Origin of the sequence: Streptomyces sp. UNOB3_S3 (genome assembly GCF_020740895.1) — a bacterium.
GTDB lineage: Bacteria > Actinomycetota > Actinomycetes > Streptomycetales > Streptomycetaceae > Streptomyces.
Map to the genome: position 1 here is coordinate 1 of NZ_JAILXP010000011.1, position 17,567 is coordinate 17,567.

General features: G+C 70.1%; 15 protein-coding genes and 1 pseudogene. 3 read left to right on the top strand and 13 right to left on the bottom strand.

All coding sequences use genetic code 11. From position 1 onward, the window contains the following. From K6I33_RS02450 to K6I33_RS02465, 4 genes and pseudogenes are all read right to left on the bottom strand, one after another. Nucleotides 1–450: pseudogene (locus tag K6I33_RS02450) on the bottom strand (serine/threonine protein kinase); the annotation flags it as partial. A gap of 505 nt (nt 451–955) precedes the next feature. Continuing rightward, nucleotides 956–1,939, bottom strand: coding sequence for an ABC transporter permease subunit (locus K6I33_RS02455; protein WP_229348017.1), 984 nt, complete (start codon nt 1,937–1,939; stop codon nt 956–958). 5 nt (nt 1,940–1,944) lie between these two features. Beyond that, nucleotides 1,945–2,886, bottom strand: coding sequence for an ABC transporter ATP-binding protein (locus tag K6I33_RS02460; RefSeq protein WP_229347989.1), 942 nt, complete (start codon nt 2,884–2,886; stop codon nt 1,945–1,947). Between the two features lie 16 nt (nt 2,887–2,902). Beyond that, entirely contained in the window at nt 2,903–3,088 is a 186-nt protein-coding gene (locus K6I33_RS02465; protein ID WP_229347990.1) for a hypothetical protein, read from the bottom strand. A gap of 120 nt (nt 3,089–3,208) precedes the next feature. Here K6I33_RS02465 and K6I33_RS35705 point away from each other — a divergent pair, with 120 nt between their 5' ends. After that, nucleotides 3,209–4,351, top strand: a complete 1,143-nt coding sequence (locus tag K6I33_RS35705) for a histidine kinase (protein WP_229347991.1) — start codon at nt 3,209–3,211, stop codon at nt 4,349–4,351. Further along, nucleotides 4,303–5,016, top strand: coding sequence for a response regulator transcription factor (locus tag K6I33_RS02475; protein WP_229347992.1), 714 nt, complete (start codon nt 4,303–4,305; stop codon nt 5,014–5,016). Before K6I33_RS35705 ends, K6I33_RS02475 begins: the two co-directional genes overlap by 49 nt. A 60-nt stretch (nt 5,017–5,076) precedes the next feature. On the opposite strand, the gene K6I33_RS36530 is transcribed toward K6I33_RS02475, so the two are convergent. From K6I33_RS36530 to K6I33_RS02510, 8 genes are all read right to left on the bottom strand, one after another. After that, on the bottom strand, nt 5,077–5,157 hold the full coding sequence (locus tag K6I33_RS36530; protein WP_374283068.1) for a hypothetical protein: 81 nt from the start codon (nt 5,155–5,157) through the stop codon (nt 5,077–5,079). Next, a complete protein-coding gene (locus K6I33_RS36240) occupies nt 5,154–5,462 on the bottom strand; it encodes a hypothetical protein (RefSeq protein ID WP_308297023.1) in 309 nt (102 codons plus the stop codon). Before K6I33_RS36240 ends, K6I33_RS36530 begins: the two co-directional genes overlap by 4 nt. Before the next feature lie 107 nt (nt 5,463–5,569). After that, nucleotides 5,570–6,172 carry a cysteine hydrolase family protein gene (locus K6I33_RS02485; protein ID WP_229347993.1) on the bottom strand — a complete coding sequence of 201 codons (603 nt, stop codon included), beginning with the start codon at nt 6,170–6,172 and terminating at the stop codon, nt 5,570–5,572. Between the two features lie 88 nt (nt 6,173–6,260). After that, a complete protein-coding gene (locus K6I33_RS02490) occupies nt 6,261–7,250 on the bottom strand; it encodes a GlxA family transcriptional regulator (protein WP_229347994.1) in 990 nt (329 codons plus the stop codon). A gap of 118 nt (nt 7,251–7,368) precedes the next feature. Then, complete coding sequence (locus K6I33_RS02495; protein WP_229347995.1) at nt 7,369–11,454, bottom strand: Pls/PosA family non-ribosomal peptide synthetase; 4,086 nt, start codon at nt 11,452–11,454, stop codon at nt 7,369–7,371. A gap of 633 nt (nt 11,455–12,087) precedes the next feature. Further along, on the bottom strand, nt 12,088–12,957 hold the full coding sequence (locus K6I33_RS02500; RefSeq protein WP_229347996.1) for a geranyl diphosphate 2-C-methyltransferase: 870 nt from the start codon (nt 12,955–12,957) through the stop codon (nt 12,088–12,090). A 14-nt stretch (nt 12,958–12,971) separates the two neighbouring features. Beyond that, nucleotides 12,972–14,195: a family 2 encapsulin nanocompartment cargo protein terpene cyclase gene (locus K6I33_RS02505; RefSeq protein ID WP_229347997.1), complete on the bottom strand. Its 1,224-nt coding sequence runs from the start codon at nt 14,193–14,195 to the stop codon at nt 12,972–12,974. 35 nt (nt 14,196–14,230) lie between these two features. Continuing rightward, entirely contained in the window at nt 14,231–15,652 is a 1,422-nt protein-coding gene (locus tag K6I33_RS02510) for a family 2B encapsulin nanocompartment shell protein (protein ID WP_229347998.1), read from the bottom strand. 793 nt (nt 15,653–16,445) lie between these two features. Here K6I33_RS02510 and K6I33_RS02515 point away from each other — a divergent pair. Continuing rightward, entirely contained in the window at nt 16,446–17,003 is a 558-nt protein-coding gene (locus K6I33_RS02515; protein ID WP_229347999.1) for an RICIN domain-containing protein, read from the top strand. 123 nt (nt 17,004–17,126) lie between these two features. Here the strand turns inward: K6I33_RS02515 and K6I33_RS02520 are convergent, their stop codons facing one another. Next, nucleotides 17,127–17,552: a hypothetical protein gene (locus K6I33_RS02520; protein ID WP_229348000.1), complete on the bottom strand. Its 426-nt coding sequence runs from the start codon at nt 17,550–17,552 to the stop codon at nt 17,127–17,129. Nucleotides 17,553–17,567: the final 15 nt, after the last annotated feature.

Below are 17,567 nucleotides of genomic sequence, written 5' to 3' on the forward strand. Positions count from 1 at the left end.
GGGGGAGGGAGATGGGGATGAGGCGGCGGAGCCGGCGTTCGGCGGGGCGAACGGATCGCGTGGCGCCCAACGCGGCGGGGAGAACCACGCGTTGCGCTCGTCCCGCACCAGAGTGCCGTCGGGGGCCATCAGCATGGCTTCGTAGGATCCGTCATTGCCGAGCACGGGAACCCCGTCATGGACGCCGAACCGGTAGTGCACCAGACTGCCGGGGCGATACGGGCGGTCGGAGAGAATTCCGGGCCCGGGCAGTCCCAGGGTCGCCTGGTGCAGTTCTTCGGCGAGTTCGCGGAGGTGGACCTCGTCGCCCTCGGGATAGGCGGTGAGGAACTTTCCGCCGGCGCCCCGGTCGTACTGCCGCGAAACGAGTTCGGTCGCCCGTGCCAGAGATCCTGCGTATTTGAACTGGCAGCGACGGCGGGCCAGGACATCGGAGGCCCGCGCCAGCACGAGCGGAGCGGACAGAGGAGTCGCGGAGAGGTGAAGTTTCCAACCCTGAATCCGGTGGCCCCTGTTGTGCGGTGCGACATGGCACCAGAAGTCTCCGTCACTGATGTACCAGTCCGTGGCCCCATGGCGTGCAAGAGCCGCCTGAACGCATCCGGAAAGCAGCGAGGACTCTCCCGGGAACGCGTGAACGTCGTACGGCATAAGGGATGTCGCTCCTCCGCGTGGACGGCGATGCGAAGAAGTATCACACCTGTGGTGAAATCCTGCTGAAATAGGTGATCTCATGATTGCGGGCAGGGGGGACTGCCCGGATCCGCGAGCGGATCCGACGATCGTGGCGCCGGCCACCGTCGCGGCCGGCACCACATCGGACGGCGGGAGTTCAGCCCACGTGCCACTGCTGTTACGGACTTGCGCCGTTCCACGGGTTCGCGCCCCAACCTGATCCTTCTGACGAACCTGGACGTGCCGGGCACTGTCGCTGCGCGGACGGCCGATGAGTCTGTCAGACCGGATGTTTGCGGATCCGCCAGAGGGCGAGAACGGCCAGAAGGGTTGTCAGGACGGCGAAGAGCGCGGTCTCCAGGTACTGGAAGGTCCAGTAGCGGTCGGCCGGCTGTTCGGTGATCTCGACGCGGATGTCGCCCTTGGCCAGGCAGGTGGGCAGTTCGGAGAGCGAGCTGTGATCCATGCAGTTCTGGAACCAGGCGGTGCGGCCCACCTCCTTGCCCGCGGAATCGAGGATCGGGCTGGTGTCGACGACCCAAGGCCCCCCGGGGATGCGCAGACCACCGATCTCACCGTACGTGCCGATCTTCGTCAGACGGCCGATCAGGTCGGCGGTGAGCGGCACCGAGGTGCGGACCGGAGCTTCGTAGTGCGGGCGGATCAGGGCGGGTACGGCGATCTGGAGGGCTGTGAAGACCACCAGGGTGGCGGCCATGGCGGGCACAGTGCGACGCAGGACCAGGCCCAGGGTCACGCCCAGGACGAAGGCGAAGGCGGCGTAGCCGAGTGGGGCGAGGTCGCGCGAGGCGAAGTTCACCGGTTCGAAACGGTTGTTGAGGACGGTGGTCACCGGGCCGGCCGCCCAGGTCAGCAGCAGGCTGTACACGCCGGCGGTGGCCATGCTCAGCAGGCCGACCAGCGCGAGTTTGGCGGCGAGCCACCGGGTGCGGGTGACGCTCTGGTTCCACACCAGCCGATGGGTGCCGGCCTCCAGCTCGCGGGCGATCAGCGGTGCGCCCCAGAAGACGCCGATGACACCGGGGACGGCGAGCAGCAGATAGCCGAGCAGGTCGGTCTGGAGGCTGTAGCGGTCGGCGAGAGCGCCGAGCGGGCCGGAGCACGCGTCGCGGGCGGCGCAGTGCGCGAGGGTGTCGTCGTACGCGCCGTGGATCCGCCCGCCGAGCACGACGAGGTAGACGGCCAGGAGCACGAGGGCCCCGAGGCCCACCAGCGTCTGGGCGCGGAACTGGCGCCAGGTCATCCAGATCACCGGTGGTCCTCCACGGTGGTCGATGGGGGTACCCCCGGTCGGAGGCGGGGGGAGGGCGGGGTGTCACCGCGGTCGGCCCGGCCGAGGTAGGCGAGGGCCAGCTCTTCGAGGCCGACGTCCGCCGTGGTCCAGGGGCCGCCGGCCAGCAGCGCGCGATCGGCGCGGACAATGGCGGTACTCTCCCGGCCGTCCCGTTCGGCCGGGTCGGTGAGTGCGACGATGTCCGCCGCCGTGAGCAGGGCCAGGAGGTCCGACCGGCGCGCGGTGACACGAACATGGTCGGCCAGCAGTCGTGTGATGTCGCCGGCCAGCTGGACCCGGGAGCCCGCCAGCACGATCAGGTGGTCGCACACCCGCTCCACGTCGGGCAGCGCGTGGGAGGAGAGGATGGCGGCGGCGCCGAGTTCGGTGACGGACTCCAGCAGGTGGTCCAGGAAAGCGTGCCGGGCCAGCGGGTCCAGGGCGGCGGCGGGCTCGTCGAGGATCAGCAGCTCGGGCCGCTTGGCCGCGGCGACGGTCAGGGCGAGTTGGGCACGCTGGCCGCCGGAGAGCCGGCCTGCCTTCTGCCGTGGGTCGAGGTCGACGCGGGCGAGTCGGCGGCGGGCGAGGGCCGCGTCCCAGGCGGGGTTGAGCCGGGCGCCCATCCGCAGGTGGTCGGCGACGGAGAGCTCGGCGTAGACGGGCGTGTCCTGGGCGACGAAGCCGACCTTGGCCAAGTGGGCGGGGCCCGCGGCGGGCGTGCCGCCCAGGACGCGGATCGTGCCCGAGCTGGGCCTGATCAGGCCGCAGGCCAGTTGCAGCAGGGTCGACTTGCCCGCGCCGTTCGGGCCGACCAGTCCGATCACCCGGCCGGGCGGAACGTCCAGGTCGACGTCGGTGAGCGCGTGGTGGCGGCCGTACCGCTTGCCCAGCCTCATGGCTTCGAGTACCGGTGTCATGTGCTCCCTCCCCGCCTCAGCCGCGCGGGCGGCGCTCGGCGCGCCACGACTTGACGAGCCGGTAGACGCCGTAGCCGACCGCGAACAGAACCGCCAGATTGAGCGCCCACCAGGCATACAGGAGCGGGCTCCGCTCGGTCTTCTCGGCCTGGGCCGCCGCCGTGGCGAGCAGGGTGGGTGTTGCTGAAATGAGATCAACCATGGGGCACAGCCTGCGGAACGCCCGCTGACCGCCGCAGCGGCCGAAGGTACGGTTCCTTGATCATCGAGTCGTACTTTCGGCTGGTTCGGGGGCCGGGCCGCATCGCCTAGCGTGTGCATGGTGAGTACGACAAAGCGGTACGCCCGGGGGCCGGAGTGGCTGGTCAACGCGGCACTGGGGATGTTGTTCGCCATGGTGCTGGTCGTCATGGCCGCCCAGTACGCGGCGCAGGGCCGGGTCTGGGCCCTCGACGCGGCGGTCGGCGCCGTCGTCTGCCTGATCGCGCTCGTCCGCGGCCGCCACCCGGGCCGGGCGGCGGCCCTGGGACTGGTCGTGGCAGGCATCGCGGCGGTGATCGCTCGGCTCGCCCACCTGCCCGGTGAGCCCGGAGCCGCCGCCGTGCTGGGACTGCTCGTGCTCGGCGGCCGCGCGGTACGCGCGCTCGCCCGGCGGCAGGCGGCCGCCGTCGCGGTGGCCGGGCTGGCCCTGATGACGGTCGGCCTGCTGACCGGCGAAGCGCCGAGCACCCCGTTCCGGGTCGGGATCGAGGTCTGGATCCTCGCGCTCGGGGCCGGCCTCGGCCTGCGCTTCCTGGATCACCGCCGCCGGGCCGCCACCGAGGCCGTGCGGCAGGACGAACGGCTCGCCCTGGCCCGGGAGTTGCACGACATGGTCGCTCATCACATCACCGGCATCGTGGTCCAGACCCAGGCCGCCCGGATCGTGGCCAGACGGCGGCCCGAGAGCCTGGACGCCACGCTCGCCGGCATCGAGGAGGCCGGCGGCGAAGCCCTCGCCGCGATGCGCCGGGTGGTCGGCCTGCTGCGCGATGCCGACGACGTGTCCACCACGGTTCCTCCGGCGTCCGGTCCGGATCAACTGGGCGAACTGGTCCGGCGGTTCGACGGGCACGGCCCCGAGGTGAGCCTACGACTGCCGGCCGACCCGACGCCCTGGCCGCCCGAGGTGGCCACCACCGTCCACCGGATCGTCCAGGAAGCCCTGACCAACATCGCCCGCCACGCCGCGCACGCCCGCTCCGCCGCCGTCGACATCACCCACGGCCCGGACACCGTCACCGTCACGGTCAGCGACGACGCCCCACCCGGCCACGCCCCGCGCAAGCGCCACGGCGGCTACGGCCTGATCGGCATGCGTGAACGCGTCGAGGCACTCGGCGGCCGGCTGTCCGCGGGACCCGGCCGCGACGCCGGATGGTCGGTTCACGCCACCCTGCCCGTCCCGGAGAGGAAGTCCCGTTGACCATCCGCGTCCTGCTCGCCGACGACCAGGCGATGATCCGGAGCGGCCTGCGGCTCATCCTCGAGGACCACGACGACATCGCCGTCGTCGGAGAGGCCGCCGACGGCGCCGCGGCGGTCGAACTCGCCCGCCGGCTGCGCCCCGACGTATGCCTGGTCGACATCCGCATGCCCGGCCTGGACGGCATCGACGTCACCCGCGCCCTGGCCGGCCCCGGAGCCGCCGACCCGCTCCGGGTGGTCATCGTCACCACCTTCGACCTGGACGAATACATCCACGGGGCGCTGCGCGCCGGGGCCGTCGGCTTCGTCCTCAAGGGCGCCGCGCCCGCGCTGCTCGTCGAGGCCGTCCGGTCGGCCCACGCCGGGGACGCCCTGATCTCCCCGTCCATCACCCTGCGGCTGCTCCGCGACCTCGCCCCGGCCCGTACGACCACCGTCGCCCGGCCGGCCCAACCGCTCTCCGCGCGCGAGACGGAGGTGATCCGGGCCATCGCGAGGGGCCGCACCAACCAGGAGATCGCCGCCACCCTCTTCATCACCCTCAGCACCGTCAAGAGTCACCTGGCGACCATCCAGAACAAACTCGGTGTCCGCAACCGCGTCGAGATCGCCGCCTGGGCCTGGGAGAGCCGCCTCATGGACTCCTCCGGCCCAGGCGACTGAGCACCTGCCGTGATGTCGCTTCCGGCCTTCGCGTCCGGCCGGTCGGCCGGAGCCCATGCGTTACGGACGGTTGGCGGCGCATTTCAGGTCGGTCCGTGGGAGGTTGCCGTTCGTCAGGTAGGCGTTGACAGCGTCGTTCACGCAGGTGTTGCCGTATTCGGTGCCGTAGACCGCGTGGCGGAAGGAGTCCGTTCGAAACGGGCGCCGGTGGTACCCAACGCCGTGCGACGGGCGGGGAGGAAGTCGATGACCGGGTCGCCAAGGCCACCCTCGTTGACCACCAGGGTGCCGATGCGGTGGGCCGCGTCCGCCGCCGGGATCCGGGCGAGGGCGACGGTCACGGTCCTGCCGCCGGGCCGCGTGTGGTCCAGTGGGACGGCCAGCCGCGCGCACCGGGCGCCCGCCGCCTCCAGTTCTCTGCCCGCGCTGTCGTCGGGGCCGCGCACGCAGCTTCCCCACGTCAGCTGTGGTGCGGCCGGGGCGGCAGCGGCCGTCCCCGGCGCGGTGCCGAGGCCCGGGTCCCCGCGCTCATGGCCGACGCCGTCCCGGGATTTCAGGGCATGAGGTCGCTCACGTGGAGGGCGACGGGTCCGAAGAGGTCCCTGATGGTCGTCAGGGCCGTGCTCTGGAGGGCCGCTGCGGGCACCGTGGTGCCGTCCGGGGCCGCCAGCGACCGTGTCGCGGTGGCCTCGGCGACGACCGTGGGGCGGTAGCCGAGGTTGAAGGCGCCCTGGGCGGTGAACGTGACGCACATGTGGGTCATGAACCCGGCCAGCACCACGTCGGGCCCGGCGCCCAGCGCGCGCAGCGTCGCGTCCAGGTCGGTGGCGTGGAAAGCGTTGGGGAACTGCTTGACCACCACGGGTTCCCCCTTGAGCGGGGCGACCTCGTCGCTGATCGCGCCGATGTCGGCCCGGACGTCGTAAGGGGTCCCCGGGCCGCCGTCGTTGACCACGTGCACCACCGGTGCCCCCTGGGAGCGGGCGGCGCTCAGCAGCCGGGCGCCGGCGACGAGGGCCTCCTCGACGCCCTCCAGGGCCATGACGCCGGAGCGGTAGGTGTTCTGGAAGTCGATCAAAACGACAGTGGTGTCCTTCAGGAGCGGCAGCTTGCTGTCGAGGCCGATCACGTCGCGCAGGCTCGTCGATATAGACATGGGTGCATTCCTCTCAATTGCGAACATAAGGGGCGCATCGAGGCGCGCTGGCGCACGGCCGCGATACAAGGAAACAGGCGGATGACGGTCAGGCAGTGCGGAAGCGGCGGCGATACGCGGCCGGGGTGGTGCTGATCTGCCGGCGGAACGCCCGGTGCAAGGTCTCCAGCGACCGCAGACCGCAGGTGAGGGCGACCTGCTCCAGGGGCTGGTCGGTGGTCTCCAGCAGCCGGCGGGCGGCCTCGACCCGGGCGGCTTCGACGTAGGCGGCGGGGGTGGCGCCGGTCTCCTGGGTGAACACGCGGGAGAAGTGCCGTTCGCTCAGGCACATCCGCGCCGCCAGAGCGGCCGCCGACAAATCCTCGTCGAGGTGTTCGCCGATGTACTGGCGCAGCTCGTCGATGTCCCTGCGGGAGGAGGCCGGGCGGCTGATCGGCACGCTGAACTGGCTCTGCCCACCATGTCGTCTGAGGTAGACGACCAGCTGCCGGGCGACGGCCAGCGCCAGGTCCTCGCCGTGGTCCTCCGCGACCAGGGCGAGCGCCAGGTCCAGGCAGGCGCTGATGCCCGCCCCGGTCCACACCCGCCCGGAACGGATGAAGATCGGGTCCGCGTCGACCTCGACCCGCGGATGGTCGGCGGCCAGCTGCGCTGCGGTGGACCAGTGGGTGGTCGCCCTCCTGCCGTCCAGCACGCCGGCCGCGGCCAGCAGGTGCGCGCCCACGCACACCGAGGCGACGCGCCGCGCGTGGGGAGCGGTGGCCCTGACCCAGTCCACGATGTCGTCGTCGATCCGGGCCCGGGGGCCCTCGGGTCCCAGGTCGACCGCGCCGGGGACGAGCAGCGTGTCCACCGCCGTCCCCACGTCGCCCAGGCTCATGTCGGTCACCAGGCGCACACCCGCCGATGTCGCCACGGCCTGGCCTGCCGGACCGGGACCGGCCAGCAGGACCTCGTAGGCGGCGCGGCCGCCGCCTTCCCGGTTGGCCAGCGCGAACACCTCGGCCGGGCCGGTGGCGTCGAGGAGATCGACGTCGGGAAAGACCGCGATCACAACGCGGTGGTGCGTCTGGTGCATGCCCCCATCGTCCAGTCATCACGGTCACGACCGCAATGACGCGGTTCTGTCACATCCGGACACCGGGGGCGTTCACCGCGTGGAGTCCGGGCCGCCGCCCGTTCCGGGTTTGCCGCCTTCACGGGCGCGAGCCGCCGCCTCGAGCGCCGCGGTCGGCGACCAGCTCCGCCGCCGGGTTTCCCCGCCAGCGCGTATGAGCCGGTACGTGTTCGCCTTTCATCAGGAAGGAGTCGGCGTCGATGTGGGCGTTGTCGTCGATGACGACGCCGTAGTGGACGAACGCGCTGGTGCCGATGGTGCAGTCGTTGCCGATCGCGATGGGGCCGGACTTGAAGACACCGTCCTCCAGGGAGTGGGCCTGGAGAGTGCTGCCCGCGTTGAGGGCGCAGTCGTCGCCGACCCGGGTGAGGGTGCGCTCGATGATGTGGCATCCGTCGTCGAGGACCCGGTGGCCGATGCGGACTCCGAGGAGCCGCCAGATGACCGGCTTGAGCGGGGTTCCGTTGAAGATGGCGAGGTAGACCGTGGCCGGTACCTTCCAGTACCGCTCGTGTCTCCAGAAATCCTTCTCGTAGATGGAGCAGAAGCGGGGCCGCAGTCCGTGCGGGCCCACCACGGCCCGTTCGACCAGGACGAACCAGCCCACGGTGAACGCGAGCCCGAGTACGACGGAGCAGGCTGTGCTCAGCCAGTACGACACGTCGTTGTCTCCCGAGGGGAGCATGGAGATCAGCACCAGGCCGAAGACGTACAGACACCGGACGGTCAGGAACAGGGCGACGGTGACGGCGTTGTGGCGGTTCTTGGCCGCGAGCCCCCTGCGGCGCTCGGGTCCTGTGCCCATGTGGTCGAAGCGGCGGTCGCGTTCGACCGAGCGCGGGATGTCGAAGGGCGGCGAGCCGAGCAACCCGGTGTTCTCCTTGACCGTGCCACTGACCGGGATCATGGTCTTGGTCGCCAGCAGACAGCCGTCGCCGGTCCTGCCGCCGGCGGGGTAGGCGATGTTGTTGCCCAGGAAATTGTTCCGGCCGACGGCGGCCGGGACGGCACGGAAGGAGGTGCTGGAGAATTCGGCGTTCATCAAGGACAGCCCGTCCGAGACCATGGTCCCGGTGCCTATGCGGCTGAGGGTGGGGACTTCGTGCTTGACGACCATGCCGAAGTTGGACCCGGTCTGCTCGAGAGGTTTCAGCCGGTAGCCGAGGGCGTGCAGATAGTGCACGACGGCCGAGCTGTCGCCGAACAGGGCGTTGAAGAAGCCGATGTTGGTGAGGCGGGCGGTGGCGCGTTGCAGTGCGAACCGCGCGCCGTAGAGCGGATGGACCACGTTCGGCCTGACCAGGCGGCACAGCAACCGCGACAGGGCCGCGATCAGGATCGGTCCGAGGACGGCCAGGCCGAGCACCGCGATGGCGGATACCCGCAGGCCGTCGGCGTAGTACGTCCAGCTGTCCGGGCCGGCCGCGCCCGTGACCGCACCGGCCAGTGGGGAGGGCCGGGACTCCAGCAGCGCGGCGACGGTGATGCCGCCCACCCCGGCGATGGCCACCTCGGCCAGCAGCCAGACGACGCTGTGGCAGGCGCGGCGCACGTTGCCGCAACGGGCCGGCGGGACCGTGAGGTACTGGCAGCCGGCCGGTGCCGGTACGGCCGGTGAGCCGTGCCAGCACTGCCCGTCCGGTACGGACTGGCCGGAGTGCAGTGCGGAGGCGTGGCCGAGCTGGGCGGCGTCCCCGAGGCGCACGTCGATGTCGAGGGTGCTGTGCTCGCCGACGAAGGCGCCGTCGCCGATGGTGACGCGGCCGGTCTCGATGACCCCGTCGTGGGCCCGGTAGCCGTTGAGATAGGTGTCCTTGCGAATGACGCAGTCGGCTCCGATGGTGAGCAGGTCGGTGCACACCGGTACCCGGAGGGTGAGGATCAGGACGTGGGGTCCGATCCTGGCGCCCAGGGCTCTCAGGTACAGCGTGTACAGCGGCGTTCCGACGGACAGCAGGGCGAGCGGGTTGGTGGTGACCAGGGTCTTGACGCACCAGAAGCGGACGTAGGCCATGCTCCACAAGGGGATGCGCCGCGCCGACCACCGGCCGACGAGAGCCCACTTCGCGGCGATCGGCACCAGACCCGTCGCGCCCAGCGCCACGGCGGCGAAGAGGATCGCGCGCCCGTAGGCGTCGGGCCATCCACTGCCCTGCCTCACCCAGGCGGTCCCGGCGTCGAGCGCCACCGAGCCGAGGCATACGTAGGTCAGGAACAAGAGGAGTTGCGCTGCCGTGCACAGGGCGTACCGGGGGGTGCTCGCCGTAGGCGCCGGTGCGAGTGGCGGCGTTTGACGCGGTGCCTGTGCCGGTGTGCGGTCCGGTGCGGCCGGCGCCGTCCGGTCCAGGGCCGCGGCGAGGGCGCGTACGGTGGGATGCAGGTAGACGTCCTTCATCGACACGCCGGGCAGGCCCGGGAGTTCGCGGGCCGCCGCGTTGAAGTGGGCCATCAGCAGCGAGTTGGCGCCGAGTTCGTCGAAGAAGTGGCTGTCCACGGAGACTTGTTCGACCCGTAGGGTACGGGCCAGCAGCTCGGCCAGCGCGCGTTCGGTGCCGGTCGTCGGTGCGACGAAGTCGCGCCGCGCGGTGAGCCGGCGCGGTGCGGCCGGTGCGGGCAGACGGCTGCGGTCGGCCTTGCCGCTGGGCAGTACCGGTATCGACGCGATGGGTTCCAGGTAGGCGGGGACCATATAGCCCGGCAGCCGCTCCCGCAGCTGCAGGACGACGTGATCGGGGTCCACGACGGCGTCTTCGCGCGTGGTGTAGAACGCGCACAGTTCCACGGCGTCCGGGGCGGCCTCGTGCCGGGTCACCACGGCCTGGGCGATTCCGGGGACGTGGAGCAACACCGATTCGATCTCGGCCAGTTCCACACGGTAGCCGCGGATCTTGACCTGGGTGTCGATGCGGCCGTGGTGCTCGATCTCGCCGTGAGCGTTGATCCTGCCCAGGTCCCCGGTGCGGTAGATCCTGCCGGACGGGTTGTCGGGAATGCCGAGGAAGTCCGGGACGAAGGCGCGTTCGGTGAGGTCCGGCCTGTTGAGGTAGCCGTTGGCGAGCCCTGTGCCGGCGATGGCGATCTCGCCCATCGTGCCGGGTGGCAGAGCGGTGTTCTCCCTGGGGGCGAGCAGGACCACCGCGTACGTCGGCAGCGGGACGCCGATCGTCACCGGACGGTCCGGGTCCAGCAGGGTCCAGGTCGCGGTGACGGTCGCCTCGGTCGGGCCGTAGACATTGAGGAACCGCCGTCCGGGCCGGTGCCAGCGGCGGACGAGGTCCTGCGGGCACGACTCCCCGGAGACCAGCAGGAACCGCAGCTCGGAGTGGCCGGCGTCCAGTGTGGCCAGCAGCGTGGGTACGCAGCACAGCGCGGTGACCTGCCGGTCCCGCAGGAAGGCGTCCAGCTCGGCCCCGAGCAGTCCGGGCCCGGCGGGCCGGGGCACCAGCGTCGCACCGGCCATCCAGGGCACCCACGTCTCCTCGACGGAGAAGTCGAAGGCGAGGGTCATGCCCTGGTACACCCGGTCCTCGGCGGTGATGCCGTAGACCTCCGCCGCTACGCGCACGAAGTTGCAGATGGCCGGGTGCCCGATGGCCACTCCCTTGGGGCGGCCGGTGGAGCCCGAGGTGTAGATGACGTAGCAGAGATCGTCGGCTTGCCGTCCGGTGGTGGTGGCGGTGGTATCGAGGCGTCGGGTGGGTCGCCGCGCCATGTCGGCCCGTATCCGGTCCAGGTACAACAGCTCTGTTCCATCCGGGAGATGGGCCACCCGGTCGTCGAGACGGGAGAGCGTCAGGACCGTTCGCACGGCGGCGTCGGAGACGATGTACGACAGCCGGTCCGCCGGGAATCCGACGTCCATCGGGACGTACGCGGCGTGCGCCTTCAGCACGCCCAGCATCCCGACGTAGGCGTCCACCGGGTCGTCCAGCAGCAGCCCGATCCGGTCAGCGGGGCGTGTGCCCTGGTCCAGCAGAAAGCGGGCGAGCTGATTCGCCCTGCCGTCCAGCTGCGCGTAGGTCAGCGTGACATCACCGGCGTCCACCGCGAGCCGGCTCTCCTGCCCCTCCGCACGCAGCTGGTCGCACCGCTCCTCGAACAGATGCTCAAGCCGCTCGCCGTCCCGCCACCGGACGGACCCGCCGTCCCCGGCGCAGGTCAGCACCCCGTCCGGTCGACTCGACGACCGTGGCACCCACTGCCGCGGTGGATCCCGCCCGGGGGTCTCTCTTTCTCTCCGCTCACCATCCGAGGTCATGATTCGCCACACAAAACCGCGATCCCATACATTTTACCGCCCGACACCCCACCGCCACAGCCTTGTGAAATCCGGCCCGGCGGGTCTGTCGGCCGGCCGTGTGAGCCGTCCAGGTGAGCTGTCGCCGGGGGCGGGGCTCTCGGCGTGCGTCGGCAGGCGGCGGGCCCTTGACTGGAGAGCGAACCACTGAGGGCGCCCCTGGAGGAGAAATGACTCGACGCTGGACACACCGCGCGACGGGCGTGACTGAAAGAGCGGATCGGAACGATCAACAGGGGTCCGGCCCGGCGGCGGTCGCGGTGCCGCCACGCCGGTGGTGACAGCGGTGGGCAGGTCAAGGGCGGTGAGGTCGAGGTGGGTAGGCGTCGGGGTTCCTCCGGAGCAGCGTTGACTGCCTTGGTGACAAGGTCGATTCTGCTGGGAGCAGGCACTGTTGCCCATCAGTGATCACCCTGGCCACGGACCCCTGATTCACCCCTGATTCACCCCTGAGACACCGCCCACCCAACCCGTGCCGCGTTCCGCGGACGGCCTGCGGGATCAGGCGCGGTCGGCGGCGATGAGCAGGTACTGGAAGCTGCCGTTCTTGTACGCGGTCAGGAACGTGTCCTCGATGCCGGTGGCCAGGGAGGACTGGGCGCGCAGTTCCCAGTACGGGATGGTCGCCGCGGTGAGGTCCACCACGCTGATCGGCACGAGCCGGTGGTTGGCCAGCTCCCTGAAATAGGCGGAGCGGGGGTGGATGTCGCAGATGTAGTGGGCGTTGATCGTCGAGACTTCGCGGGAGGGCAGCCCGTAGGTGTCGTTGTAGCAGCCGGTGATGGTGACGTACCGGCCACCGCGTACGAGGAGGCGGGCGTATTCGGCGAACAGCGTCGACAGGTCGACGTACATCGTGGATTCGTTGTTCCAGATGGCGCGGAACGAGCTGGACTCGAAGCCGGTGTCGAGCATGTTCCTGAGGTGGAAACGAACCTTGTCGTCCACGCCGTGCTTCCCGGCCTGTTCGGTGGCGAAGGCCACCTGGGTCTCGGAAATGGAGATCCCGTCGACGTGGCAGCCGAACCGCTTGTTGGCGACCAGGCTGCCGCCGCCCCGTCCGCAGCCGGAGTCCAGGAGGCGTTCGTCAGGGTTGACGGCGCCGAGGTGGTCGGCCAGGAAGTCGGCCTGGTCGCACTCCAGGCGGTGCAGTTCGGCGATGATGTGCTCGTCGCGGGTGCCCTGGGGAGCCTGCAGGACGGACCAGTCGACGCTGCCGATGCCGTAGTGGTGGTGGTAGAAGCCGTCGACCGCGCCCAGGCGGAGGTTGACGGGGTTGCTCTCGTGGTTCCAGTAATCGGCCACCGACTCCTGGTAGGGGCTGATGGCCGGAGCTGCTGCCGCGCCGGCGCGGGGCGCTGTGGTGGTCATGCGGGTGTCTTCTCTCACCAGTAGTTGGGTAGGGAGTAGCGGTGGGTGTTGGTGTGGTGCCATTCGTGGTTGCCGGCGACCCAGGCGGTGAGTCCGGCGGTGTAGCGGGCCAGGACCGGGTTCTCGGTGGCCAGGACGGAGGATTCGTCCTCGAAGGCGTGCATGATCTCGTTGTGGATGCCGACGGCCTTGAGGTAGGCGTCCTTGAGGCCGCGGCGCTCCTCGGCGGCGATCACTACCGGGAGGTTCAGGTGGTGCTCGTCGGCGGCCATCTCCTTGGTGAAGGAGTACAGGTCGTTGACGAGTGTGGTGGCGTTGCAGGCCAGCGCGGTGACGCGCTGGACCTCGGGACGGGAGTAGAGCGGATCGGGAAGCTCGTAGCCGTCCACGGTGTCCACGATGGACAGGCAGGGGCGGAAGTTGTTGAACTGCCGCATCACGAGGTATTGCCACACCGGTGGGGTGGTGCGGGTCTGTGCCCAGGCGCCCTCGGCGAGATATCCCAGGTGGAGGCGCGCCATGTCGTGGAGGAACCGGGTGACCTGGCCGGGAGTGGCGATGTCCCGGAAGGCGCGGATCGCACCGGCGTAGGAGCGCAGCGAGGCGTCCGCGCCCAGGCCATCGTGCCACTGCCGCTGGTAGTCGTCCGCGGTGTGCAAGGGATCCAGGGAGCTGTGCGCGATGATGAGCCGGCCGCCCAGGCCGATGGGGGATCCGCCGTACTCCTCGCAGTAGCAGTTGTCGACGACGTTCTCCGCGACCAGGAGTTTGCCCGCGACGACGAGGCGTTCCAGGTCGGCCCCCGCGGGGTGTTGCAGGACGACCGCACGGCCGAACTGGAATCCGGTGAAGTCTCCGGCCCATTGAGGGGGGAACAGTTCGAGTTCACGGGCCCAGGCTTCGAGTCGCCGGTCCACCTCGGCGACCTTGGCAGGGTCGGCCGGTACGGCGGGCGGGCAGTGGAGGCCCGGGATCGGGTCGCCTGCGCGGGGCCGGTCCGTGAGGGCGGGAGCAGAAGCAGGAGCGGCCCGGCTGTGGTCAGCGGGTGGCGGAAGGAGGTCCCTGGCCGCTGCTGTGCCCAGGCCGGTCGGGCCGCCGGCGAGCCACGCCGCTGCCAGGCTCGCCGAGGAGGACGGATTCGTTCGCCCGGGCGGTGCCGGGGTGGAGGGCAAGGCGCTCACCAGACCCGCCGCCTCATGGATGGTGGGAGCGGCGGGCATCCGGGGTGACGACGACACCGTCTCAGCCCTCCTCCGCTCGTCTGTCCGGGTACTCAGTCACGCGGTCGTACCTCGACGTTTTCGAGAATGCCGATCGCGTCCGGCACCAGGACGGCGGCGGAGTAGTAGGCGCTGACGAGGTAGGAGATGATCGCCTTCTCGTCGATTCCCATGAACCGGGCGTTGAGTCCGGGCTCGACCTCGTCGGGCAGGCCGGTCTGGTAGAGGCCGATGACGCCTTCGTTGTCCTCGCCGGTGCGCATGGCGATGATGGACGAGGTCTGGTGTTCCGAGACCGGGATCTTGCCGCACGGCAGGATCGGCACGCCTCGCCACGCGGGGATGTGGTGGCCGTCGACATCGACGCTGCTGATGGCCAGGCCCCGCTTGTTGCATTCCTTGCCGAAGGCGGCGATGGCACGTGGGTGGGCGAAGATGTACCGGGTCCCACGGCGCATGCTCAGCAGGTCGTCGAAGTCGTCCGGGGTGGGCGGGCCGGAGTGGGTCGGGATGCGCTGGTCGAAGTCGGTGTTGCTGAGCAGCCCGAAGTCGGGGTTGTTGACCAGCTCGTTCTCCTGACGCTCGCGCAGCGCCTCGATGGTGAGCCGCAGCTGCTGCTGTGTCTGGTTCATCGGCTGGTTGTAGAGGTCGGCCACCCGGCTGTGCACCTTCAGGACCGTCTGCGCCACGCTCAGCTCGTACTCGCGCGGGTTGAGTTCGTAGTCCGCGAACGTGGTCGGCAGCGTGGGCTCGCCCGTGTGGCTGGACAGGAACTCGATCGCGGCCTCACCGGCCTTGTTCGTCGGTTTCCGCGCGTCGGTCATGCGCCGGTGGACGTGCGACCGCAGTGCTTCGTGCTGGCCTGCGACCGTCTTGTACGCGCTGTGCGGCAGCGTCAGGACCGTCGTCGCGGTGGTCGCGCGGGCCGTGAAGTCCCATTTGCCGTCCGCCTCGGCCAGAACGTTGCCGCCGAAGCTGTCACCGTCCGACAGTCGGCCCACGACGTCCTCGCCCTCGTACTTCGCGGGCCTGACCTTGTCCACTCTGCCGTGCACGACCAGGAAGACGTGATCAGCCTTCCGGCCCTCCTGCACAATGACCTGACCGGGGTCGAACTCCTTCTGTTCGAACTTGTCGGCCAGCGCGCCCAGCGCCGTGCGGTCATCGAACCCCTGCAGCAGCGGCAGCTCGGCCAGCTCCTCCGGGATCACACGAACCTTGGCCCCGTTCTTCTCGAACGTGACCTTCCCGTCCCCGACGGTGAACGACAGACGCCGGTTCACCCGGTAGGTGGCGCCGGGAACATCCACCCACGGCAGCTTCCGCAGCAGCCACCGTGAGCTGATCCCCTGCATCTGGGGCTCGGACTTGGTGGTGGTCGCGAGGTTCCGCGCCGCCGCTGTGCTGAGGCTGAGCTGCTCCTCTGTTCGTTCCTGTGTCTTCGCGGCCGTACTTGGGCGCGTCTCGACAGTCATGGACTACCTCTCCCCATTCATGATTCATGAGATGATCCGCCTGGCTCCAGCAGGGCAGACGTCACCAAGAGTCAGAAATGCCGGTTTTGTAGCTATTAGTAACGCATTGGGGCAAGTGTGGGCGGCAGGCGCGCTGCCGTATCCGGCCCGGCGTGGCCCTCGCGCGAGCCGGACAGCAGGACGGCCGCGCGAGGGCGCGACGAACCGCTTTTTGGACCGTATGCTTTACGGCCGCTTGACGGCTCTGCCGTCTGCGGGGGAAGGGAACGGTTCGGACCGGCGGCCGTGCATCTGTAGCGAGCTGTACCGATCCGTGCCGAGCCCATTCCTCGTTCCGGCGAGGCCGGTGCCGCCACCGCGACGATCGCGGCAGCCGCGGGCGTTCCGGCGACCTGTGAGACGTTCGCTGCTCTGCCGCCCGAGGTGATCCTCGCCGCGCAGGACGCACCGCTGCGCCAACAGGATGGGTTTGCCTACGCTTTGAAAACCGTTGACCCCTATCGCCACCGGCCACGGGGGAGTACGACGATGACTTGCTCGCCTGTGGACGTGGGGCGGCGCCACCGGTGGACCCGGAGGTGCCGGAGCCGTGCCGTCTCCACCCGGCCGGACGGGAGACGCCTTCGCGCCAATCAGCCCAACCGGGTTCGTACGTCTGCCACTCGCCGCGCCGTGGCGGTAACCTGCGCTCGCCTCGCGACCCGGCATCGGGACGCGCCGGGTCGGCACGACTCCTGCTTCACGCACTTCAGGTCCATGTACTTCCGTCCGTCGACGAAGACAAAGGGGACACATGAAGTCGCACTTCCGTTTGCCCGGAATCCTGGCGGCCGCCGCGGCACTGCTCCTCACCTCGGGTGTGACCACGGCCTCCGCGACCACACAGCAGGACACCGGGAAGTCAGAGAGACGCGCGCAGAACGGGGCCGACAGCTACGGCTGGGTCCGCAACGCCAACAGCGGCCAGTGTCTGGCCGTCCCGGGTGCCAGCACGGAGAACGGCAAAGGGCTCATCCAGTGGGGTTGCGGCAGCTGGCGTGACCACTACTGGGAGTTCGAATACGCCTTCTCCAGCGGCGCCATCAGCTATTACCGCGTGCACAACCTGAACAGCGGCCAGTGCCTGGCGGTCCCGGGCGCCAGCACCACCGCCGGCACCCAGGTCATTCAGTGGCCCTGCGGCACGTGGCCCGATCACTACTGGGGCATCGAGTACACGAGCAACGGCAAGCGGCTCGTGAACTGGAACAGCAGGCAGTGCCTGGCCATCCCCGGCGCGAGCACCGCCCAGGGCGAGAAGGTCATCCAGTGGCCCTGCGGCACATGGCCCGACCACTACTGGAACTTCTGAGACACGGTCCGAAAGCGCACACGGGCATGCTCTGCGGTGTGGTCACCGCAGGGCATGCCCGGCCGTCCACGGCCACTGCGACCGACGGGTTGGGCAAGCAGAATTGACGACGTCGGACAACCCTCAGTAGTCGAACGTCTCGAAGGTGACGACTGCGGTGTCCTCGCCTTCCCAGCGGACGTCCACCCTCACCTCGTCGGCCTCAAGTCCGCCCGGCGGCCTGAGGATGCCGAGGGCGAGCCCTTCCTTCCGTTCCGCCACGCTGTCGGATCCCACCCCGTCCGGCCGGTTCCGCTCCCCGGGGAGCGAAGCGAGCCAGGGGTGGGCATCGGCGCGCCGCATGCGGAAGGTGCCCGACTGGGTGTGGCCCGCGAGGCCGCCGACGAACTCGGTGCACCGTTGGTCGCTCGCATGGTCGGGAAGCACCCAGCCCATGGCGTACATGGCCTCCGAGCAGGCTATCGGGCGTTCCTGGAAGCCCTTGCCCACGGCGTCCCCGGCCCCGGTGAAGGCGTACGCCAGGCCCCCCAGGGCCGCGGTCGCGGCCAAGGCGATGAGCCACCG